The sequence below is a fragment of the Streptomyces sp. NBC_00647 genome (assembly GCF_045207245.1).
In the GTDB taxonomy this organism is placed as follows: Bacteria; Actinomycetota; Actinomycetes; order Streptomycetales; family Streptomycetaceae; genus Streptomyces.
The window spans coordinates 1,392,978-1,413,504 of the sequence record NZ_CP109040.1; the positions used below are offsets into that span (position 1 = coordinate 1,392,978).

The window sequence follows — 20,527 nt, forward strand, 5'->3', positions numbered from 1 at the left end:
GGCTGACGCCCTTGTCAGCCGAGCCGTGGCAGCACGCGTCACGCGGCGACCACACCCGGAACACCCGTCCACGCGGGGAAGCAACTCCCCTATGCCCGCGCGCTGTTGCCGCCCTTGGGCTTCGACGAAACCTTCGGCAGCGCGAGTTTGATCTCCTCACGCAGATCGCTGATCTTCGGATAGCTGGAGTACTGCCCGGTGAGCCGGTACATCTCGCGCAGGCGGTCCCAGGTGCGATGGGAGGAGTTGGACCCCATCGACGTCAGGGCCAGTCGCGCGTAGCGGTCGGCCTGTTCGGGGTCGTCGGCGATGAAGCAGGCCGACGCGAGGGAGATGTGGTCGAAGATCTTCGACCGCTCCCGGCCCGACTCCCGAAGCTTCAGCGCCTCTTTGGCGTGACGCTGCGCGGTGGCGGCCGCGGACGGCTCGTGCTCGGCGAGGGTGCGGTAGGCGAGAGCCTGCATGCCGTGCATGTCGGCCTCGTCGAACAACTGCATCCAACTGGGCGGCGGTACGTCACCGCGGTCGGAGACGAACAGGTCCTCCGCCACACCGAGGGTGCGCCGCATGGCCTGCCCCTTGCCCATGGAGGCCTGTGCCCAGGCCTCGATGGTGTGGAGCATGGCCCGGGTGCGGGGCAGTACCTCCTCGCCGGAACCGGACTTGGCGAGCTTCATCAGGTCGAGCGCGTCGTCGGGCCGGCCCAGGTGCACCATCTGGCGAGCCGCTCGGGAGAGCGCCTCACCCGCGCGTGGCCGGTCACCGCCTTCTCGGGCCGCGTGGGCGGCGATGACGAAGTACTTCTGGGCCGTGGGCTCCAGGCCGACGTCGTGCGACATCCAGCCCGCGAGGACGGCGAGGTTGGCGGCGACGCCCCACAGGCGCCGCTGGAGATGGTCGGGGTGCCGGTAGGAGAGCATGCCTCCCACTTCGTTGAGCTGGCCCACAACGGCCTTGCGTTGCAGCCCGCCGCCGCGGGCCGCGTCCCAGGCCCGGAACACCTCGACGGAGCGCTCCAGTTCCTCGATCTCCTGCGACCCGATGGGGGCGGCCTCATAGCGGTCGAACCCGGCGGGGTCGGCGTGCAGGGGGTCTTCGAACCGTGGAGCGTCGGCCGCGAGGGCCGGATCGTTGCGGAGCCAGTCGTGCATGGCAGGGCTGAGTGCGGATCCCGCGGCGAGCGCGGCACCCGCGCCCACCAAGCCGCGTCGGTTGAGCATGAGGTCCATTCCCGTGAATTCGGTGAGGACCGCGGCGGTTCGGTCGGGCGCCCACGGCATTCCGTCGGGATGTTCCACACTCCCGTCGCCTTGCCGTTTCCCCGTACGCCCGTGCCTGACCAGACCGAGGTCCTCGATGGTCACGACACGGCCGAGACGCTCGGTGAACAGAGCCGCCAGCACCCGCGGCACCGGATCGCGCGGGATCTCTCCCATGTCGATCCACCGCCGCACCCGCGAGGTGTCGGTCGCCAGCTGGGGGTGGCCCATGGCCGCCGCCTGCCGGTTGACCAGCCGCGCGAGTTCGCCCTTGGACCAGCCGGCCAGGCCGAACAGGTCCGCCAGGCGGGTGTTGGGTTGTCCGTTCACGTCAAGCCCCCAGGTTCTCGGCTGATTTCGACAGTAACCGCCTGTCAGTTGCTGAGCGACTATTCGCCAGGGTTCGCCAGGGTGCGCCAGATGGTGTGCCAGTGGACGCCGGGTGTCAGGTAGGAACGCGCCACCCCGACCCGGTTTGCCAGGGACATTCCCCAGGATGAGCCAGGGCGGCCGGGGCGGGCGGCGCGGCAACTTGCAGGCACACGAAGGGATCTGTTTCGCCCATGTACACAGCATCGTCCTCCGTGTCCGCTCCGCCCCGGTCGTTGCACCCCCGCCCGGTGGGCAGCGGCCCTTACCTCGACCCCGCGCGTCAGGCGGCCGCCGTGCTCGGCGCCGGCCGGACGCGGCGCGTGCCGGGGCTCGGCACCCAACCGCTCAGCGGGAGACTCGACTTGTCCGGCCCTCAGGGCGCCCAGTTGCGCACGGCGATCGCGTCGGTGCACCGGATCTGTCCGGAGTTCGCTCCGGTCCAGGTGCTGCGCCGCAGCGGACGCTCCGTGCTCCTCGTCGGCACGACGGGGCGCAGCACGGCCGTCGCCAAGTGTTTACTGGACCACTCCCCCGTCTGGGCCGAGCGGATCCGGCATGAAATAGCGGCGTACCGCTCGTTCGTCCGGCACCGCCCGCCGGTTCGGGTGCCCCGGTTGATCGCAGCGGATCCGGACAACTGCACGCTGGTGATCGAGCGCATGCCGGGCCGGGTGGCCGCGCTCCACCGGCACCCGGCCGAGGCCCCGCCCCGCGCGGACATCCGCGCAGCGCTGGGCGCCATCTGCCGGCTGAACGCGTGGCGGCCGCCGGCGGGGACCTTCAACGCCCCGCTGGACTACGCGGAACGGATCTCCCGCTTCCATGAGCTGGGGTTGCTCACGGACCGGGACATGGGCGATCTGCAGAAGCTGGTGCACGGCATCGCGGCTTCGTCCGGCCGCCAGGGCATGGGTCAGTTCTGCCACGGCGACGCCCTCCTGTCGAACGTCCTTCTCTCACCGGCCGGTCCAGTGCTGGTGGATTGGGAACACGCGGGGTGGTATCTGCCGGGGTACGACCTGGCGACACTGTGGGCGGTCCTCGGTGACGCTCCCGTGGCGCGCCGTCAGATCAGTCAGCTCGCGCAGTCGGCAGGCCCGGCCGCACGGGACGCCTTCCTGGTGAACCTGATGATCGTCCTGACCCGGGAGATCCGTACGTACGAGACGGCCGTGCAGCGCTCCCTGCACGACGCGGCCCCGGCGGCACCGGGCCCGGCCCACCCGGCTGCTGCGCCGTCCGGCGAGGAACAGCGGCTGCTGCTGAGGCGGCTGCACGACGACTGCCAGATGGCCCGGCGGGCCGTTCGCGCGGCGGTCGGAACTCGCTGAAGGGGACGGAGGTCCGCGGTCGCGCCGAGACACCGGCGCACCGCGGGCCTCCTGTCATGCCGGGGCACCGCCGTTCGGGGGCATTGGTCCACTCCACTGACGCCTCGCAGGCCGGGAGGCCACCGCCACGAAACCCCCTTCACCCCGCCCTGACATGGGAAATCGCCTGCCTCTGGGCATGATTGACGGATCGTCGGAGAGCCGGTAGCACTGACGCGTTCGGCCCTCGCACGCCCCACCGCGCTCGACCGTCCCAGGAGGCTGCTTTGCACTGGTCCGCCACCGAACCCAAGGGAACCACCGGGCACAGACGCGCGCGCAGGACCGCGGGAGCCGTCGCCTCGGCGGCGCTGCTGCTGCCCCTGCTCGGCGCGGCCCCTTCGAGCTCCGCCGAGGAGTCTCCCGCGACCGGGTTGCAGCGGGCCTTCGCCGCTGCCGCCACCGAGTACCACGTACCGCAGAGCGTGCTGCTGGCCGTGTCCTATCTGCAGTCCCGCTGGGACGCGCACGCCGGTGCGCCGAGCGTCGGCGGCGGCTACGGTCCCATGCATCTGACCGATGCCCGGACGGCGATCGCCGGGGCACCGCACCACGGCGACGGCACGGAGGACGCCCGCGGCGACAGCTCGCGCCCCGCCCTCCTGCCCGACACCAAGGCGCCGGAAGACTCCGAACTCCCGGACCGGCTGAAGACCTTGACGAGGGCGGTCGGCCTCACCGGGCTGCCTGCGGAGCGGCTGCGTACCGACGCGGCGGCGAACATCGCGGGCGGCGCCGCGCTCCTCGCCGCCGAGCAGCGGGACCTCGGCGAGCCCCTGAGCGGCGACGCCGCCGACTGGTACGGGGCGGTGGCGCGCTTCTCGGGAGCGGACGACACCGCCACCGCGGCGACCTACGCCGACGACGTCTACGAAGTCCTGCGGGCGGGCGAGCAGCGCACCACGGACTCCGGTCAGCAGGTGACGCTCGCCGCCCAGCCGGGGCTGAGCCCCGACACCGCGCCGCTCGCCGGCGCGGGGCTGCGGACGGTCTCCGCCGAGGGCACGGAGTGCCCGAGGACGGTGTCCTGCGAGTGGATCCCGGCCCCGTACGAGGAGTTCGGCGAGGGCGACTACGGCAACCACGACCTGGGCGACCGGCCTGCCGCGCAGAGCATCAAGTACATCGTCATCCATGACACGGAAGGGACCTGGGACGGTGTGCTGAACCTCGTCCAGGACCCGACCTATGTGTCGTGGAACTACACCCTGCGGTCGACCGACGGACACATCGCCCAGCACGTGAAGGCGAAGGATGTGGCCTGGCACGCGGGCAACTGGTACATCAACGCGAAGTCGATCGGCCTGGAGCACGAGGGTTTCCTCACCGCGCCCGATGCCTGGTACACCGAGGAGATGTACCGGGCGTCGGCACGCCTGGTGAAGTACCTCTCCAGGAAGTACGACATCCCGCTGGACCGGCAGCACATCCTCGGGCACGACAATGTGCCGGGCCCCACGACCTCCACGATTCCGGGCATGCACACGGACCCGGGCCCGTACTGGGACTGGCAGCACTACTTCACCCTGCTCGGGCACCCTTTCCACCGCACGTTCGGCAAGGGGGGCGGCCTGGTGACCGTCCTGCCCGACTTCGACGCGAACCGGCCGGTGTACACGGGCTGCGTCACCAAGGGCGAGCCCTGCGTGGCACACGGTTCGAGCGAGGTACGGCTCTACTCCCGGCCGGACGTGAGCTCGCCGCTCATCCAGGACATCGGCCTGTACCCGAAGGGCGACGCCTCGACGACCGGGGTGAACGACGTCGGTTCGCGTGTTTCCACCGGACAGCGGTACGCGCTCGCCGGCCGCGAGGGCGACTGGACGGCGATCTGGTACCTGGGCCAGAAGGCCTGGTTCGAGAACCCGAGGAAGCAGCCGACGGCGGTGAGCGCGTCGGGGCCCGCCGTGACGCCCAAGGAGGGTCTGGCGGAGATCCCCGTGTACGGAAGGGCGTACCCGGAGAAGGAGGCGTACCCGGCGGGTGTGCCCGTCCAGGCCGTCTCGCCCCTGCCGTACAAGGTGCTCGCGGGCCAGCGGTACGCGGCCGGTGACAAGGTGCCGGGCGAATATTTCTACGCGCCGACCTTCGACACGACACCGCACAGGGTCGTGATCGGTACGGACCAGTACTACGAGATCCAGTTCGGTCACCGGGTGGCGTTCGTGCGGGCCGTGGACGTGGACCTGGTTCGGTAGCGGATCCGACGGTCCGGAGACCGGGTCCGCGTGCAGCGGGCCCGGTTTCCGTCGGTCGGCGAAGACAATGACACGGGCAACCGACCAGGGGATGTGCCGCCAAGGACAGGTTCGACCTCGGTAGGGCCAGTTAACGACATGTAACCGCGCGCCCGACCGATGTGCGCTGGGATGGGTCGCTCACGGTACGCGGCACATCTGGGGCGGGTATGGGCGACTTTGTCAAAGAGACTTCAACGCGGCCCGCCGATGCGGCGGACCCACGGCAATGCGAGTGCGGCGGCAGAGCGCGTGACAAGGCACCGGCGGGGGCCGAGGAAAGGTTTCGGGGGCTGCTCGAGGCGGCACCGGACGCCATGGTCATCGTCGACGACACGGGCACCATCCGACTCGTCAACGCCCAGACCGAAGCCCTCTTCGGATACCGACGCGAGGAACTGCTCGGCCACCCCGTCGAACTCCTCGTACCCGGCCGCTTCCGCGCCCACCACCACCGTCACCGCGACGGGTACGCCGACAACCGCCAGGTCCGCCCCATGGGCGCGGAACTCGAACTCCACGGCCTCCGCAAGGACGGCACCGAATTCCCCGTCGAGATCAGCCTCAGCCCGCTCGAGACCGCCGACGGCCTCCTCGTCTCCGCCGCCGTCCGCGACGTCAGCGACCGCAAAGCAGCCGAGGAAAGGTTTCGGGGGCTGCTCGAGGCGGCACCGGACGCCATGGTCATCGTCGACGACACGGGCACCATCCGACTCGTCAACGCCCAGACCGAAGCCCTCTTCGGATACCGACGCGAGGAACTGCTCGGCCACCCCGTCGAACTCCTCGTACCCGGCCGCTTCCGCGCCCACCACCACCGTCACCGCGACGGGTACGCCGACAACCGCCAGGTCCGCCCCATGGGCGCGGAACTCGAACTCCACGGCCTCCGCAAGGACGGCACCGAATTCCCCGTCGAGATCAGCCTCAGCCCGCTCGAGACCGCCGACGGCCTCCTCGTCTCCGCCGCCGTCCGCGACGTCAGCGAACGCAAGCGCGCCGAGGCCCGCATCAACGAACTGGCCGGTCTGGTGGAGTCCTCCCAGGACGCGATCCTCGCCAAGACCCTGGACGGGCACATCACGTACTGGAACGCGGCGGCCCAGCGACTCTACGGATACTCCCGGGCCGAGGTGATGGGCAGGCACGTGTCGCTGCTCGCCACCACCGAGCGGCGGGACGAGATCGACACACTCCTGCACCGTCTGCGCAGCGGTGAGAAGGTCGAGCACTTCGAGACCCTGCGGCTGACCCGCTCCGGTGCCCTGCTGGACGTGGACATCACCCTGTGGCCCACCCGCGCGCCGGACGGCTCGGTCGTCGGTGCCTGCGCCATCGTCCGGGACATCAGCGACCGCAAGAAGGCCGAGGCGGAGCTGACCTTCCTCTACGAACAGCAGCGGCACATCGCCCTCACGCTCCAGCGCAGCCTCATGGGCACCCCGCCCGCCATTCCCGGTCTGACCACCGCGAGCCGCTACCGGCCCGCCACGCAGGGAGCCGGGGTGGGCGGCGACTGGTTCGACCTGATCCCGCTGGGAGCCGGGAGGGTCGGGGTCCTGATCGGCGATGTGATGGGCCGCGGTCTGGACGCCGCCGCCGTGATGGGCCAGCTGCGCTCGGCCGCGCACGCCCTGGCCAAGACCGGCATGCAACCCCGCCAGCTGATGCAGGCCCTGGAGGCCGTCGTCGGCGACCTGGACGTGCCCGACCAGCTCGTGACCTGCTGCTATCTGGTCATCTCCGCCGACGCGGGCGAGGTGACGGTCTGCTCGGCCGGCCATCTGCCGACGCTGGTCGCCACACCTGGCGTGGGCGCCCGGCCGCTCCCCGCACCCGTGAACGCGCCCCTCGGGGTCGGCGACGTCCTCTACGAGCAGGCGACCTCGGTGATACCGCCCGGGGCGACGCTCGTCCTGTACACCGACGGTCTCATCGAGACGCCCGGCAGCGACATCGAGGACCAGCTCGCCCAGCTCACCGCGACGCTCGGGGGCCTGTTCGTCACCGCGCCCGATCTGGAGGTGGCCGCCGACCATGTGCTGGCGGCCCTGCTGCCGGACGCCGACGGGCACAACGACGACGTCACGCTGCTGCTCACCCGGCTGCCCGACGGACCTCTGGCCACCGTCAGCACCGACCTCCCCGCGGCTCCCGAATCGGTGCCGGAGGGCCGTGCCTTCCTCAGCAAGGCCCTGACCTCATGGGACTGCGGGCCCAGCGCGGACGACGCCCGGCTCCTGCTCTCCGAGATCCTCACCAACGCCGTCCAGCACGCCCAGGGACCCATCGGCCTGCACCTGTGCCGCACCGCCACCGATCTGACCGTGGAGATCAGCGATCACAGCCCGCATCTGCCGCATCCCCGGATGGCCACCGAGAACGAGGAGTCGGGACGGGGCCTGATCCTCGTCCGCGCGCTCGCCGACGACTGGGGCGTACGTCCCACCGACGCGGGCAAGACCACGTGGTTCACCCTCAAACTGTGACCCCGGGACGGGCGTTCGGCCTCAGCCCTGTTGGAAGAGTTCCGCCGGGAGCGGCTTCAGCAGGGCGTACAGGTCGTCCGTGATCGGACGGTCCCAGGCGGCGATGGTCACCAGGACGTTGTCACTGCGGTCGAACTGAACGCAGGAGATACGGGTCTCGGAGAGCTTCAACCGGCGCACGATCAGCAGGTTGTCGCCCTGCATCACCGGCATGTCCTCGGTGCCGGTGACGGTGCACTCCTCGTCGTTCTCCAGCGCGATCAGCAGCTGGGCCACCTCGAAGGGGACCTCGCCCTCGGCGACGTCACGGGCCGGGGAGCCCTCCGGCAGGTTGCCGATGATCATCGCGGGGCCGCGGCCGCCGAAGAGGTCGTAGCGCAGGAAGACGCCCTGGCAGCTGCCGTCGGGAGCGGGCAGCAGGCCCGCGCCGAGATTGCCGGGCCAGTCGCCCGGATCCATGGCCAGAACGTCGAAGTCGGGCCCGGCGGGCGTAGCGCTGCGGCGGCGGAGGAAGGACATGCCGCAATGGTACGTGCACGGGCGCGTACCGGGCCCCGCGGGCGCCGTCCGCCCGGGACCGGGAGACCGGCCCGCTCGCGTCAGGAAGTGGCCTGTTCGCCCAGTGCCGCCGCCAGCCCCCTGTGGTCCGTGCCGACTTTGCGGTAGACCGCCGAAAGGAGCCGGGCGACGGCGTGCTCGTCGATGTTCAGTTCCTCGGCGATCTGCGCCGGCGTCCGGTCCCGCGCCGTGAGTGCTGCGGCGGTGCGCTCGCGGGCCGTCAGGGTGTCCGTCTCGGTGCTGTGCAGGCGGCGCGGCCGCAGCCCCGCCCCCGCCAGTTCGTCGCGGGCCTCCTCGATCAGCCCGTCGGCACCGCACTGGACGGCCGCGTCGAGGCCTCGGTAGAGGTGCTCCGCGGCCTCCTTGGGGCGTCCGGCGCGGCGCAGTTCGGTGCCCAGGGCGACCAAGGCGCAGGCCAGTTCGTAGGCGGCCGGGGAGCGCTCCAGATGGCTGACGGACTCTTCGAGGAGCTCGACGCGGGCCGGGCCCGGCGAGACCTCGGCGGCGGCGCGCAGGGCCTGGCCGATCGCGGAGGGGGTGCCGTACTGGCGGGCGCGATTCACCGCTTCGAGTGCGGTGGCGATGGCGCGCTCCGGGGTGTCGTGGCTCTCGGCTCGGGCTAGGTGGAGCTGCCAGGGGCACCATGCGGGGTTGCGCATGCCGCGCGGGTCGAGGCGGCGGCCGGCGGACGCGAGCTCGACGGCGGCGTCCTTGGTGAGGCCGCGGGCGAGCAGGAGTTCGCCGTACACGGTCTGGGCGTCCGGGAAGGTCACGGCGGCCGGGAAGGGCGCGCAGAACGCGTACTCCTCGCCGGTGCGCGCCGCCTCCTCGACCCGGCCCCGGGCGAGCAGGACCTGGATGAGGGTGCCCACCGCGTACCAGTGGACGGGGGTGCCGGGTCCGACGCGTTCGGCGAGCCGGAGGCCCGCGCGGACGAAGTCCTCGGCCTCGGCGAGACGGCCGCGGCGGAAGCGCACGTATCCGAGGATCGTGTAACCGAAGGACAGGTGGGCGCCGTGCCAGCCCTGGGCTTCGAAGTCCGCGATTCCGGTGGCGAAGAGTTCTTCGGTGCGGCCCGGCCGGTCGGCGTACATGAAGGTCATGGCGACCAGGACCGGGACCTCGAAGCCGCGGTCGGCCTCGGCCCAGCCGAGGCCGCCGGCCAGGGCGCGTTCGGCGTGCTGCAGGGCGATGTGGGCGGGTTCGCCGCGCAGGGTGGCGTCCCAGGCGCGCAGCCCGATGACATAGCGCTCGGTGAGGTCGCGGCCGGTGAGCCGGTCGGCGAGACGGGCCAGCCGGCGGGAGCGGATGGGCGAGTCGGGTTCGTCGGCGCGGAAGGCGTCCCACATGAACTGCTCGGACTGCATGCGCAGCCGTACCCGGGCGTCGCCGGTCACCCGGATCTCACGGGCGAGGGTCTCGGAGGCCTCGGCGAGGCGGTCGCTGTGCGCGAGGACCTGGGAGAGGCGGTACACGATGTTGTGGCGCAGCTCCGGGTCGGTGATGGGCTCCTCTAGGGCGGCGCGCAGGTGGTTGACCGTGGTCGCCGGTTCGGTGAGCAGGGACGCGCAGCCCAGTTCGTACAGGACCGCGGCGCGGTCCCCGGGGGGCGGCGGTTCGCGCAGGGCGCGGGCGAGGCAGCGGCGGGCGGCGTCGGGGGCTCCGGCACGCTGGGTCTCGCGGGCCGCGGCACGCAGCTGCTGGACGATCCAGGTGTCGCCGTCGGGGTGGGTCTCCATGAGGTGACGGGCCGCGGCGGCCGGACCGAGGCCTTCGTTGATCACACACCAGGCGGCCTGGCCGTGCAGGGCGACGCGGACGCTGCCGGGGATGTCCCGGTAGACGGCGGTGGCGATGAGCGGGTGGACGAATTCGAGGGGGTCGGCGCCGGTGAGGATGCGGGCGGTGCGCAGGGCGTCCGCCGCGTCGGCGGCTTCCTCGGGGCCGAGGCCCGCGACGGCGGCGGCGAGCGTCGGATGGATCTCCGTGCCGAGAACGGCGCAGGCCCAGGCGAAACGGACGGTCGCGGTGCCGAGGCGTTCGAGGCGGGCGATCAGGCCGCTGCCCTTGACGGCGGCGGCGAGGTCGCGCAGGAGGTGCGCTCCGTCCTCGGTCGGGGTCAGACCGCGGTCACGGACCTTGGCGGTCAGCTCGACGGCCTCGAAGGGGTTGCCCGCGGTGACCGCCCAGCACTCGCGGCAGAACGCGTCGTCGGCCTGGGTGCCGAGATCCTCGCGGACGAGCCGGGCGACGGCCGCCGCGCTGAGCGGTTCGAGGCCGAGGGGGCGCTGTCCGGCGCGGCCGGGCAGCCCTCTGAACGCCTCGGCGTGTTCGGGGAGTTCGTCGGGGCGGTAGGCGACGACGAGCAGCAGCGGGAGTTGTTCGGCGCGTGGTGCGAACGCCGCGAGCCAGCTGAGTGATTCGGCGTCGGCCCAGTGGGCGTCGTCCAGGACGAGCACCATCGGGGCGCGCTGCACGGCGAGGTGGGTGAGCACCCAGTCGAGGCCGGCGCGCAGGCCCTGCTGGTCGGGCGGGGCGCCCTCGGACGGCGCGCAGAGGCCGAGCGCGGGGCCGACGATCGCGTACCAACTGCCCAGGGACGCGCGGAGTTCGGCCTCGGAGAATCCGGCGAGCTGCGGCTGCAGGAGCTGGCGGGCGACGTGGAAGGCGACGCGCTGTTCCTGTTCTCCGCCGCGAGCGCTCAGCACCATGCAGCCCTTGGCGGCGGAGCGCCTGCGGACTTCCGCGAGGAGGGTCGTCTTGCCGATTCCGGCGCGTCCGGCGAAGGCGAGGAGCGCGCCGCGGGGGCGGCCCGGTGGCTCGCCGGCCTCCCGGCGCAGGCCTACCAGGTCGCTCAACGCCTCGTCGGCGGCGGACAGTTCACTCTCACGCTCGAAGAGCGTCCGACGGCTGCGCAGGCTGCGTTGCCCCATGATCACCCCCTGTCACGATCGCGCGTCCGCGCGGGGAGCGGATGCGCACCGTGACCTCCAGGCACCTCAGCGTACGCCCGGATCAACCACGGGGCAGCCCGTTCGAGCGCTCCTGGTCAGAACCGTGTGATGACGGCGTGTCCGCCGAAGGGCCGGGCGGCGAGGGGCCACTTGGGGGCGGCACGTCAGGCCGCCACCCCTCCCCGGCAGGGGGCGGGGCGGGAGGGCCCGGCGGTCGTCGGTTCAGGTCAGGTCGAACTCGCCCTCGCGGGCTCCCGATACGAACGCCCCCCACTCCGCGGGTGTGAAGATCAAGGAAGGGCTCTGTGGGCGGCCACTGTTGCGCATCGCGATGAAGCCCTCGACAAAAGCGATCTGGACGTCCCCCCGCCCTCGGCTGCTGGACTGCCATTCGGCGTTGCTCAGGTCCAGCTCAGGCTTGTCCCAGCCCGCGAGCGGGTGTTGCTCGATGGTGCTTTCGGCCACGTCCGTGCTCCTCCCGGTTCGTCGTCCGCGGCCAGCCTAGCGATCGGTCCCGATGGCGGACAGGCCACGTGAGGGGGACGGTTTCAGGAGGCGGGCGGCGCGGCGCCGACCAGCCACATGGAGAAGAACTGGGATCCGCCGCCGTAGGCGTGGCCGAGCACGCGGCGAGCCCCGTCGACCTGGTGCTCTCCGGCCTGACCGCGCACCTGGAGTGCCGCTTCGGCGAAGCGGATCATGCCGGAAGCGCCGATCGGATTGGTGGAGAGCACCCCGCCCGACATGTTGACGGGCAGGTCGCCCTCGAGTTCGGTCACTCCCGACTCGGTGAGCTTCCACCCCTCGCCCTCCTCGGCGAAGCCGAGGTTCTCCAGCCACATCGGCTCGTACCAGGAGAAGGGCACGTACATCTCGACGGCGTCGATGTCACGGCGGGGATCCGCTATGCCCGCCTGGCGGTACACGTCCGCCGCGCAGTCCTTGCCGGCCTGCGGGGACACGAAGTCCTTGCCGGCGAAGAGGGTCGGTTCGCTGCGCATCGCGCCGCCGTGCAGCCAGGCGGGCGGGCGCGGTGAACGGGCGGCTCCCGCGCGGTCGGTGAGGATCATCGCGCAGGCTCCGTCGGAGGAGGGGCAGGTCTCCGAGTAGCGGATCGGGTCCCAGAGCATGGGCGAGGCCTGGACCTTCTCCAGGGTGATGTCGTGCTCGTGGAGGTGCGCGTAGGGGTTCTTCAGCGCGTTGCGCCGGTCCTTGTACGCGACGAGCGAGCCGACGGTGTCGGGCGCGCCGGTGCGCCGCATGTAGGCGCGCACGTGCGGTGCGAAGAAGCCTCCGGCGCCGGCCAGCAGCGGCTGCTGGAAGGGGATGGGCAGGGACAGGCCCCACATGGCGTTCGACTCGGACTGCTTCTCGTAGGCCAGGGTCAGGACCGTGCCGTGGACCCGGCCCGCGACGAGGTTCGTGGCGACGAGGGCCGTGGACCCGCCGACGGAGCCCGCCGTGTGGACGCGCAGCATCGGTTTGCCGACGGCGCCGAGCGCGTCGGCGAGGTAGAGCTCGGGCATCATGACGCCCTCGAAGAAGTCGGGCGCCTTCCCGATGACCACGGCGTCGATGTCGGCCCACGTCAACTCGGCGTCGTCCAGAGCTCGTTGCGCGGCCTCCCGGACGAGTCCCGCGATGGACACGTCCCGCCGCGCCGCCACGTGCTTGGTCTGGCCGATGCCTACGACGGCCACGGGCTCCTTGCTCATCGGGCATCCCCTTCGAGTACGGCGACCAGGTTCTGTTGGAGGCAGGGGCCCGAGGTGGCGTGGGCGAGCGCCCGGTCGGACTCCCCGCGGTGGACACGCACGGCGGCCTCGCCGATGCGAATGAGCCCGGCCGCCATGACCGGGTTGGCGGCGAGCGCCCCACCCGACGGGTTGATTCGCACGCTGTCGTCCAGCCGCAGCGCCTTGCGCAGGACCACTTCCTGGGAGGTGAAGGGGGCGTGCAACTCGGCGGTGTCGACCGGCCGTTCGAAGGCGCCGGCCCGTTCGGCGGCCAGCCGCGTGGACGGCGAGTCGGTCAGGTCGCGCACTCCGAGGGAGTGCGCCTCGATGCGGTGGTCGATGCCCCGGATCCAGGCGGGCCGCTCGCAGAGGTCGCGTGCCCGGTCTCCCGCGGCGAGGATCACGGCGGCGACGCCGTCACCGATGGGCGGGCAGTCGCCGGTGCGCAGCGGTCGTACGAGATAGTCGCCCTGCGGCACCGAACCCCGCAGTTGCGCGTGGGAGTTGGCGGTCGCGGACGTCCGGCTCCGGGCGGCGACCGAGGCGAGCGCGAGTTCGTCGGTCTCGCCCGCGTCGATGAGCGCCTGCGCCTGGAGCGCGGCGAGGGCGACCGAGTCGGGCCACAGCGGGGCCAGGTAGTACGGGTCCAGCTGCCGGGTCAGCACGTCGCGCACGGACCCGGGCGACGACTTGCCGTACGCGTACACGAGCGCGGTGTCGGCGTCACCGGTCAGCAGCTTGGTCCACGCCTCGTACAGCGCCCAGGCGCCGTCCATCTCGACGTGCGACTCGCTGATCGGCGGCCAGGCGCCGACGCCGTCGAGCGCCATGGTGAAGGAGAAGGCGCGGCCCGCGAGGTAGTCCGTGGAGCCGGAGCAGGTGAAGCCGATGTCGCTGGTCTGCAGGCCCGTCCGGTCGAGGACGTCGTGCAGGACCGGGAGGAGCATCTCGACCTCGGAGAGCTCGTCGGAGGTGCGCCGGTGGTCGGTCTGCCCGAAGGCGACGACGGCGATGTCCCTGACGGTCCGCATCTACAGCATCTCCTTGTACGTCTCGTAGTCCGCGTCGGGCTCCCCGGTGGGCCGGTAGTGGTCCGGGTAGCGGCCGCCCTCCGTCCACACCGGCTCCACGCGCAGGCCCATGCGGACCTCGTCGTAGGGGATGCCGCCGATCCGGCCGTGCAGCGCGAGGCCCGCGCCGTCGAGGGCGATGTGGGCGTATACGTACGGCACTTCGATGTCGAGGTTCTTCGCCTTGATGTTGACGATGCAGTACGTGGTGACGGTGCCGCGCGGTCCGACCTCGACCTGTTCGGAGGTGGCCACGCCGCAGGTGGGGCACGCTCCCTTGGGCGGGACGTACACCTTGTGGCAGGACGGGCAGCGCTCGCCGACGGTCCGCCGCTCGGAGAGGCTCGCGATGTAGGCGGCCTGGGCGCGGCCCGGCGAGTAGACGTAGTCGAGCCGTGCGGGGGCGACGATTCCGGTCACCATGTCCTCGAACCTGCCGTCGTGGCCCGTGAGTTCGCCGGGCGCGCCGTCGTAGGGCTCGAAACAGGCGATGTCGGTGATCGCGCCGGAGCGTTCGCGGGCCCAGCGGACGCGGACGCGCATCCCGGTGCGCACGGCGTCGGGGCCGGGGGCGTCGAGGGCGTGAAGCAGGCCCGTGTCCGCTCCGTCGAGCTGGACCAGGACCCAGGCGAAGGGCGTGCCGAGGGGTTGGCCGCGGCGGGGTTCGTGGTTCCAGGCCCAGGTGGTGACGGTGCCGGTGGGGGCGACCTCGACGAGGTCGCGTATCTCCTCCGCGGTGACGGGGTCGTACTCGACGGGCGGGACGAGCGTGCGGCCGTCGGCGGTCCGTACACCGAGGACGACCTGCTCGCGCAGGCCCGTGAGGAACGCGCTCTGCACGGGCCCGAGCGAGCGGGTGAAGGGGAACTCGACGACGAGGGGGGCTTTGAGGACTTCGGGCATCCCGTATCTCTCCTTCCGAGGGCCGGACGCGCCGCGTCCGCGGGGCGGGTCGGACGCGTCCGGGCGCGGGCACGTGGGTCAGGCGCGCCGGTAGACCGGCGGGCGCTTCTCGGTGAAGGCCCGGGAGCCCTCCTTGGCGTCGGCGGTGTCGAATACCGGCCAGCCGCGCCGCAGTTCGGCTGCCAGGCCGTCGGTCTCGCTCAGCTCGGCGGTCTCGTACACGGACGCCTTGACGGCCTCGACCGCGAGCGGGCCGCAGGCGTTGATCTGCTCGGCGACGGCGAGGGCCTTGTCGAGCGCGGTCCCGTCGGGCACGACATGACCGATCAGGCCGATGCCCGCGGCCTCCTCGGCGGAGTACGGGCGTCCCGTGAGGAGCATCTCGAGGGCGTGGGTGCGCGGGATCTGGCGTTGCAGCCGGACCGTCGAGCCGCCGATCGGGAAGAGTCCGCGCCTCACCTCGAAGAGCCCGAAGGTGGCGGAGGCTCCCGCGACCCGGATGTCGGTGCCCTGGAGAATCTCGGTGCCGCCCGCGACGCAGTACCCCTCGACGGCTGCGATCACCGGTTTGCGGGGGCGGTGGTGGCGCAGCATGGCCTTCCAGTGGAGATCGGGGTCGGCCTTGAGCCGGTCCCGGTACTGCTCGCCCTCCATGCCCCTTCCGGCCAGCGCCTTGAGGTCCATCCCGGCACAGAAGGATCCGCCGGCGCCGGTGAGCACGATCGAGCGGATCGCGTCGTCCTCGTCGGCCTCGATCCAGCCGTCGTACAGACCGACCAGCATCGGCAGCGAGAGCGCGTTCTTGGCCTCGGGCCTGTTGAGCGTGAGCACCAGTGTGGCGCCTTCGCGCTGCACGGTGAGGTGTTCCGTCCCACCCATTGCCGTCCTCCCGTCTCAGGAACGAGAACAGGTTGCAGGAGGCGTCGAGCCAGTACAAGGGTTTTCTGACAGACAGTCAGATTTCTTGTGCCGGGACCCTTCCCAGTTCGGTCCGGCTTTGCTCTGATGACCGTCGGACGCCCAGGGCGGACACGCCCCGGGGCACCCGGCCACGGACGCAGACGGTCAGGAGGAACGGTGGAGTACAACCTTGCCGACCTGTTCGAGTCGGTCGTCGACGTGGTCCCGGACCGCGAGGCCCTCGTGTACATCGACCGCCCCGGCACGGGCGCGGAGCGCCGCCTGACGTACGCGCAGCTCGACGCGGCCGCGAATCGTGTCGCGCACCACCTGATCGACAGCGGGATCCGCCCGGGCGAGCACCTCGGCCTCCACCTCTACAACGGCATCGAGTACCTCCAGACCGTGCTGGCCTGCCTGAAGGCGCGCGTCGTACCGGTCAACGTCAACTACCGCTATGTGGAAGAGGAGCTGGCCTACCTCTACCAGGACGCCGATCTGGCGGCGCTGGTCTTCGACGCGGAGTTCACCGACCGGGTGGCGGCGGCACGGCCACGCGCCCCGCGGCTGCGGCACCTCGTCCGGGTGGGCACCCCGGCGTCCGGAGCGGACGCGCCTGACGCGATGAGCATGGTGGACTTCGCCGACGCCGCGGCCGCCGGGTCACCCGTGCGGGGCTTCCCCGCGCGTTCCGCGGACGACCAGTTCATCATCTACACCGGCGGCACCACGGGGATGCCCAAGGGAGTGATGTGGCGGCAGGAGGACCTGTTCTTCGCCGGCCTCGGCGGTGGCGCGCCGACCGGCGATCCGGTCACGAGGCCGGAGGAGCTCGCCGAGCGGGTCGCCGCCGGCGGCGCGGGGATCACCTTCTTCCCCACTCCCCCGCTGATGCACGGCACGTCGACGCTCACCGCTTTCATCGCCTTCAACTTCGGCCAACGCGTGGTGCTCCACCGCAAGTTCGCGCCCGAGGAAGTGCTGCGGACGATCGAGAGGGAGCGGGTGACCAGCGTGTCGCTGGTCGGGGACGCGATGCTGCGGCCGCTGATCGACGCGCTGAACGGGCCTCTGAAGGGCACGGACTGCTCCGCGCTGTTCAGCGTGTCCTCGTCCGGCGCGATCATGTCGGACACCGTGCGCGAACAGTTCCAGGCGCTCGTCCCGAACGTGATGCTGCTCAACAACTTCGGCTCCTCCGAGTCCGGCTTCAACGGCACCGCGACACCCGACTCCGGCCCGGAGCGCGGCTTCCGGATACGGGTGAACTCCCGTACGCAGGTGGTGGATCCGGTCACCCACGAGCCGGTCACCGTCGGCGAGCCGGGGCGGGTCGCACAGCGCGGCCATGTGCCCCTCGGCTACTACAACGACCCCAAGAAGACCGCCGAGACCTTCTTCCGGAAGGGCGACGAGCGCTGGGTGCTGCTCGGCGACATGGCCACGGTCGACGAGGAGGGGATCGTCACCGTCCTCGGCCGCGGCTCGCAGTGCATCAACACCGGCGGCGAGAAGGTCTACCCCGAAGAGGTCGAACAGGCCCTCAAGTCGCACCCGGACGTGTACGACGCGCTGGTCGCCGGAGTGCCCGACCCCAAGTGGGGCAACCGCGTGGCGGCCGTCGTCCAGCTGCGGGAGGGCGCGCCCTCACCTTCCCTCGACGACATCCAGACGCACTGCCGCACCCACCTCGCGGGCTACAAGATCCCGCGCCGGCTCGTCATCGCCGACTCCATCCAGCGCTCCCCGAGCGGCAAGGCGGACTACCGCTGGGCCCGGTCGGTCGCCGCGAACGCCACGCACTGAACGGAACACCCTTCACCCGGCGTACTCTTTGCCCGCGATTGACCCTCGCGGCTGAACGATGGGTGAAGATCGGCCGTACGGAAGATGGCACACCTGCCTTGCCCCGGGGCGTGTCCGTCGTGTCATCGCGGGGCTTCGTACGGAAGGACCATCGGCGTGTCGCACATCACGCGCTCCAGTCAACTGCCGGAACAACCGGAGAAGGAGACGGAGCCGCATCCGGACGCCCGTACGGCGACCGGAACGCCCGCTGATGCGGAGCCGGAGACCGGACCGGCGCCCGGACCTGCCGCCCCGGACGCCGACGCGATCGCGGGAACGGACGACACGGAAGCCGACGGCAGCGTGCGTACGGACGACGCGGAAGCCGACGGGCCCGCGGTAGCGGATGACCTGGACACCGATGGGACCGCGGGTGCGGGCGCCGTGGACTCGGACAAGACGGTGAGCACGGTGGAGGCCCCCGCGGGCACCGACGCGGCGGCGGGTGCGGCGGCAAGCGACGCCCCGGCGAAGGCCGATGCCGACACCGACGGCGTTTCCGAGGCGGCCCACGCGGATGGCGACGCGGGCGACGACCGGTCCGAGAAGGCCGACGCCGATGCCGCCGGGGGCGATGGCGTCCCCGAGAGGGCCGATGGCGATGCCGACCGGGGCGGCCGCTCCGAGAAGGGCGACGGGGCCGGGGGCGACGGGGACGATGGCGTCTCCGAGAAGGCCGCAGGTGGGCGGGGCGTCCTGCGGGGCCGCCTGGCCAAGTATCCCCAGGTGGCGCGGGTCGTGACCGTCGGGACGACGGTGCTCGCCGCCGCACTCGTACTCTTCGGCCTCCTCGTGCCGAACAAGCTCGAACGCCTCGAATTGGGCGCCTTCGTGCGCATCCCGGCGGAGGGAGTCCTCCTCGCCGCCCTGCTGCTGGCGCTGCCGCCGAAGCCGAGGCGCATCACGTCGTACGTCGTGGGGGCACTGCTCGGCCTGGTGACCATCCTGAAGTTCGTGGACATGGGCTTCTACTCGGTCATGGCCCGGCCGTTCGACCTGGTCCTGGACTGGATCCTGTTCGAGAACGCCGCGGACTGGGTGAAGGAGTCCTTCGGCCGCTCCGGTGAGATCGTCGCCGTGATCGCGGTCGTCGTGCTCGTCATCGCCCTGCTCGTCCTCATGACGCTCGCGGTCGCGCGGCTGACCGACGTCATGGTCCGTCACCGGCCCGTCGCCACCCGCACCACCCTGATCCTCGGCACCGCCTGGATCACCTGTGTGACGCTCGGCGTGCAGTTCACCGACGTACCCGTGGCGTCCCAGATGAACGCCACGATCGTCCAGAACCGGGTGGACCAGGTGCAGGCGAGCCTGCACGACGGCCAGATCTTCGCGAAGCAGGCGTCCGTCGACGCCTTCGCCGACACCCCGCCGGATCAGCTGCTGACCGGACTGCGCGGCAAGGACGTGCTGTTCACCTTCATCGAGAGCTACGGCCGCACGGCGATCGACGACCCGGCGATGTCCAAGGAGATCGACTCGGTCCTCTCCGAAGGGACCAGCGGGCTGAAGTCGGCCGGGTTCTCCTCGCGCAGCGCCTGGCTGCGCTCGCCCGTCACGGGCGCCGGCAGCTGGCTGGCCCACTCCACCTTCCTTTCCGGACTGTGGATCAAGAACCAGCAGCGCTACCGGAGTCTGACCACGAGCGACCGGAACACGCTCACCAAGTACTTCCAGAAGACGGGCGCCTGGGACACCGTCGGCATCGTGCCGGGTGTCCGCCGCGCCTGGCCGGAGGGCAAGTTCTTCGGCCTCGACCGCATCTACGACTCCGAGCACCTCGGCTACAACGGCCCGTACTTCAGCTGGACGCCCGTGCCCGACCAGTTCAGCCTGGGGGCGTTCGAGCGTCTGGAGCACGGCAAGAAGAACCGCAAGCCGATGATGGCCGAGATCATCCTCGCCTCCAGCCACAACCCCTGGGCGCCGATCGCCCACATGATCGACTGGAACGACCTCGGCGACGGCTCGGTCTACAACCAGATCAAGAAGGAGGGCAAGGACCCCAAGGAGGTCTGGAAGAACCCGGAGAGCGTGCGCAGGGAGTACCGCAACGCCATCGAGTACTCGCTGCACAGCCTCACCCAGTACGTCGAGAAGTACGGCGACAAGAACACCGTGCTGGTCTTCCTCGGCGACCACCAGCCCGTGCCGACCGTCACCGCCGGCAGCACGAGCCGGGACGTGCCCGTCACGATCGTCGCGAAGGACCCGAAGGTGCTGGACAGGATCTCCGACTGGGGCTGGACGGACGGCCTGAAGCCCTCCAAGAACGCGCCGGAGTGGCGCATGGACACCTTCCGCGACCGCTTCATGACGGCCTACGGCCCGCATCCCGGCACCGCCGCGGCGACGCCGACGCCCTGACCGCCCCGCGACCGGCCGGGCACGTCCCGGCCCGCCGCAAGTCACCCTCCCCAGCAGCGGAAGCCCCCCGGCTCCGCCGCGCCACCGCCGACGCCCGCGACCTCCACGGCCGCGGGCGTCGGCGTTCCCGGCTCGTCGCCCCCTAAAGCCCCGCCCCGGAAACACCAGAGGGAACGGACGGAACGGGTCCCCGTCCGCGTGCGCCGAAGCAGCCTCCACCGGCCGGCCTGTCTGCCGATCGCGTTCGGCTGGGCGCTCACGTCCGCCGTCATCGCGGGTGCCACCCGGACCCTGCAGAAGAACCAGAGGTCGGCAGCCGAGTCAGGATCGCCGACGGAGCACTGCGGAGCAGCGGCGCTCTCCTTCAGCGCCCGCCGTGAATCCACGTCGCCGTATCCATTGACCCCCAAGGGTTCACGAACGTAACCTGTGTTCGCATACATAGACGACATCTGTATATAGGG

General features: G+C 71.3%; 12 protein-coding genes and 2 pseudogenes. 6 read left to right on the plus strand and 8 right to left on the minus strand.

Annotation, left to right across the window (positions count from 1 at the left end):
- Positions 1–89 precede the first annotated feature (89 nt).
- A complete protein-coding gene (locus OG788_RS06140; RefSeq protein WP_406369436.1) occupies positions 90–1,589 on the minus strand; it encodes a hypothetical protein in 1,500 nt (499 codons plus the stop codon).
- 233 nt (positions 1,590–1,822) lie between these two features.
- On the opposite strand from OG788_RS06140, the gene OG788_RS06145 reads away from it, so the two are divergent.
- The 4 genes and pseudogenes from OG788_RS06145 to OG788_RS06160 form a co-directional block, all read left to right on the plus strand.
- The gene (locus tag OG788_RS06145) at positions 1,823–2,962 is read left to right on the plus strand and encodes an aminoglycoside phosphotransferase family protein (protein WP_351542017.1); all 1,140 of its coding nucleotides are present in this window, start codon (positions 1,823–1,825) and stop codon (positions 2,960–2,962) included.
- 266 nt (positions 2,963–3,228) lie between these two features.
- Positions 3,229–5,199, plus strand: coding sequence for an N-acetylmuramoyl-L-alanine amidase (locus OG788_RS06150; protein ID WP_406369437.1), 1,971 nt, complete (start codon positions 3,229–3,231; stop codon positions 5,197–5,199).
- A gap of 209 nt (positions 5,200–5,408) precedes the next feature.
- Positions 5,409–6,188 (plus strand): annotated as a pseudogene (locus tag OG788_RS06155) (PAS domain-containing protein); the annotation flags it as partial.
- Positions 6,189–6,314: 126 nt separating this feature from the next.
- Positions 6,315–7,727: pseudogene (locus tag OG788_RS06160) on the plus strand (SpoIIE family protein phosphatase); the annotation flags it as partial.
- A 21-nt stretch (positions 7,728–7,748) separates the two neighbouring features.
- Here the strand turns inward: OG788_RS06160 and OG788_RS06165 are convergent.
- The 7 genes from OG788_RS06165 to OG788_RS06195 all read right to left on the minus strand — a co-directional run bounded on the left by OG788_RS06165 (position 7,749) and on the right by OG788_RS06195 (position 15,827).
- Positions 7,749–8,246, minus strand: a complete 498-nt coding sequence (locus OG788_RS06165) for a hypothetical protein (protein WP_266755403.1) — start codon at positions 8,244–8,246, stop codon at positions 7,749–7,751.
- A gap of 80 nt (positions 8,247–8,326) precedes the next feature.
- Positions 8,327–11,218: an AAA family ATPase gene (locus OG788_RS06170; protein WP_406369438.1), complete on the minus strand. Its 2,892-nt coding sequence runs from the start codon at positions 11,216–11,218 to the stop codon at positions 8,327–8,329.
- 243 nt (positions 11,219–11,461) lie between these two features.
- Entirely contained in the window at positions 11,462–11,704 is a 243-nt protein-coding gene (locus OG788_RS06175; protein ID WP_028799506.1) for a DUF397 domain-containing protein, read from the minus strand.
- A gap of 83 nt (positions 11,705–11,787) precedes the next feature.
- Positions 11,788–12,954, minus strand: coding sequence for a thiolase domain-containing protein (locus tag OG788_RS06180; RefSeq protein ID WP_356756694.1), 1,167 nt, complete (start codon positions 12,952–12,954; stop codon positions 11,788–11,790).
- Complete coding sequence (locus OG788_RS06185) at positions 12,951–14,006, minus strand: thiolase domain-containing protein (RefSeq protein WP_351555081.1); 1,056 nt, start codon at positions 14,004–14,006, stop codon at positions 12,951–12,953. Before OG788_RS06185 ends, OG788_RS06180 begins: the two co-directional genes overlap by 4 nt.
- The gene (locus OG788_RS06190; protein WP_406369439.1) at positions 14,007–14,948 is read right to left on the minus strand and encodes a Zn-ribbon domain-containing OB-fold protein; all 942 of its coding nucleotides are present in this window, start codon (positions 14,946–14,948) and stop codon (positions 14,007–14,009) included.
- A 78-nt stretch (positions 14,949–15,026) separates the two neighbouring features.
- Entirely contained in the window at positions 15,027–15,827 is an 801-nt protein-coding gene (locus OG788_RS06195) for a crotonase/enoyl-CoA hydratase family protein (protein WP_406369440.1), read from the minus strand.
- Between the two features lie 198 nt (positions 15,828–16,025).
- Between OG788_RS06195 and OG788_RS06200 the strand changes: the two genes are divergently transcribed.
- A complete protein-coding gene (locus OG788_RS06200) occupies positions 16,026–17,654 on the plus strand; it encodes an acyl-CoA synthetase (protein ID WP_406369441.1) in 1,629 nt (542 codons plus the stop codon).
- Positions 17,655–17,810: 156 nt separating this feature from the next.
- On the plus strand, positions 17,811–20,063 hold the full coding sequence (locus OG788_RS06205) for a sulfatase (protein ID WP_406369442.1): 2,253 nt from the start codon (positions 17,811–17,813) through the stop codon (positions 20,061–20,063).
- Positions 20,064–20,527: the final 464 nt, after the last annotated feature.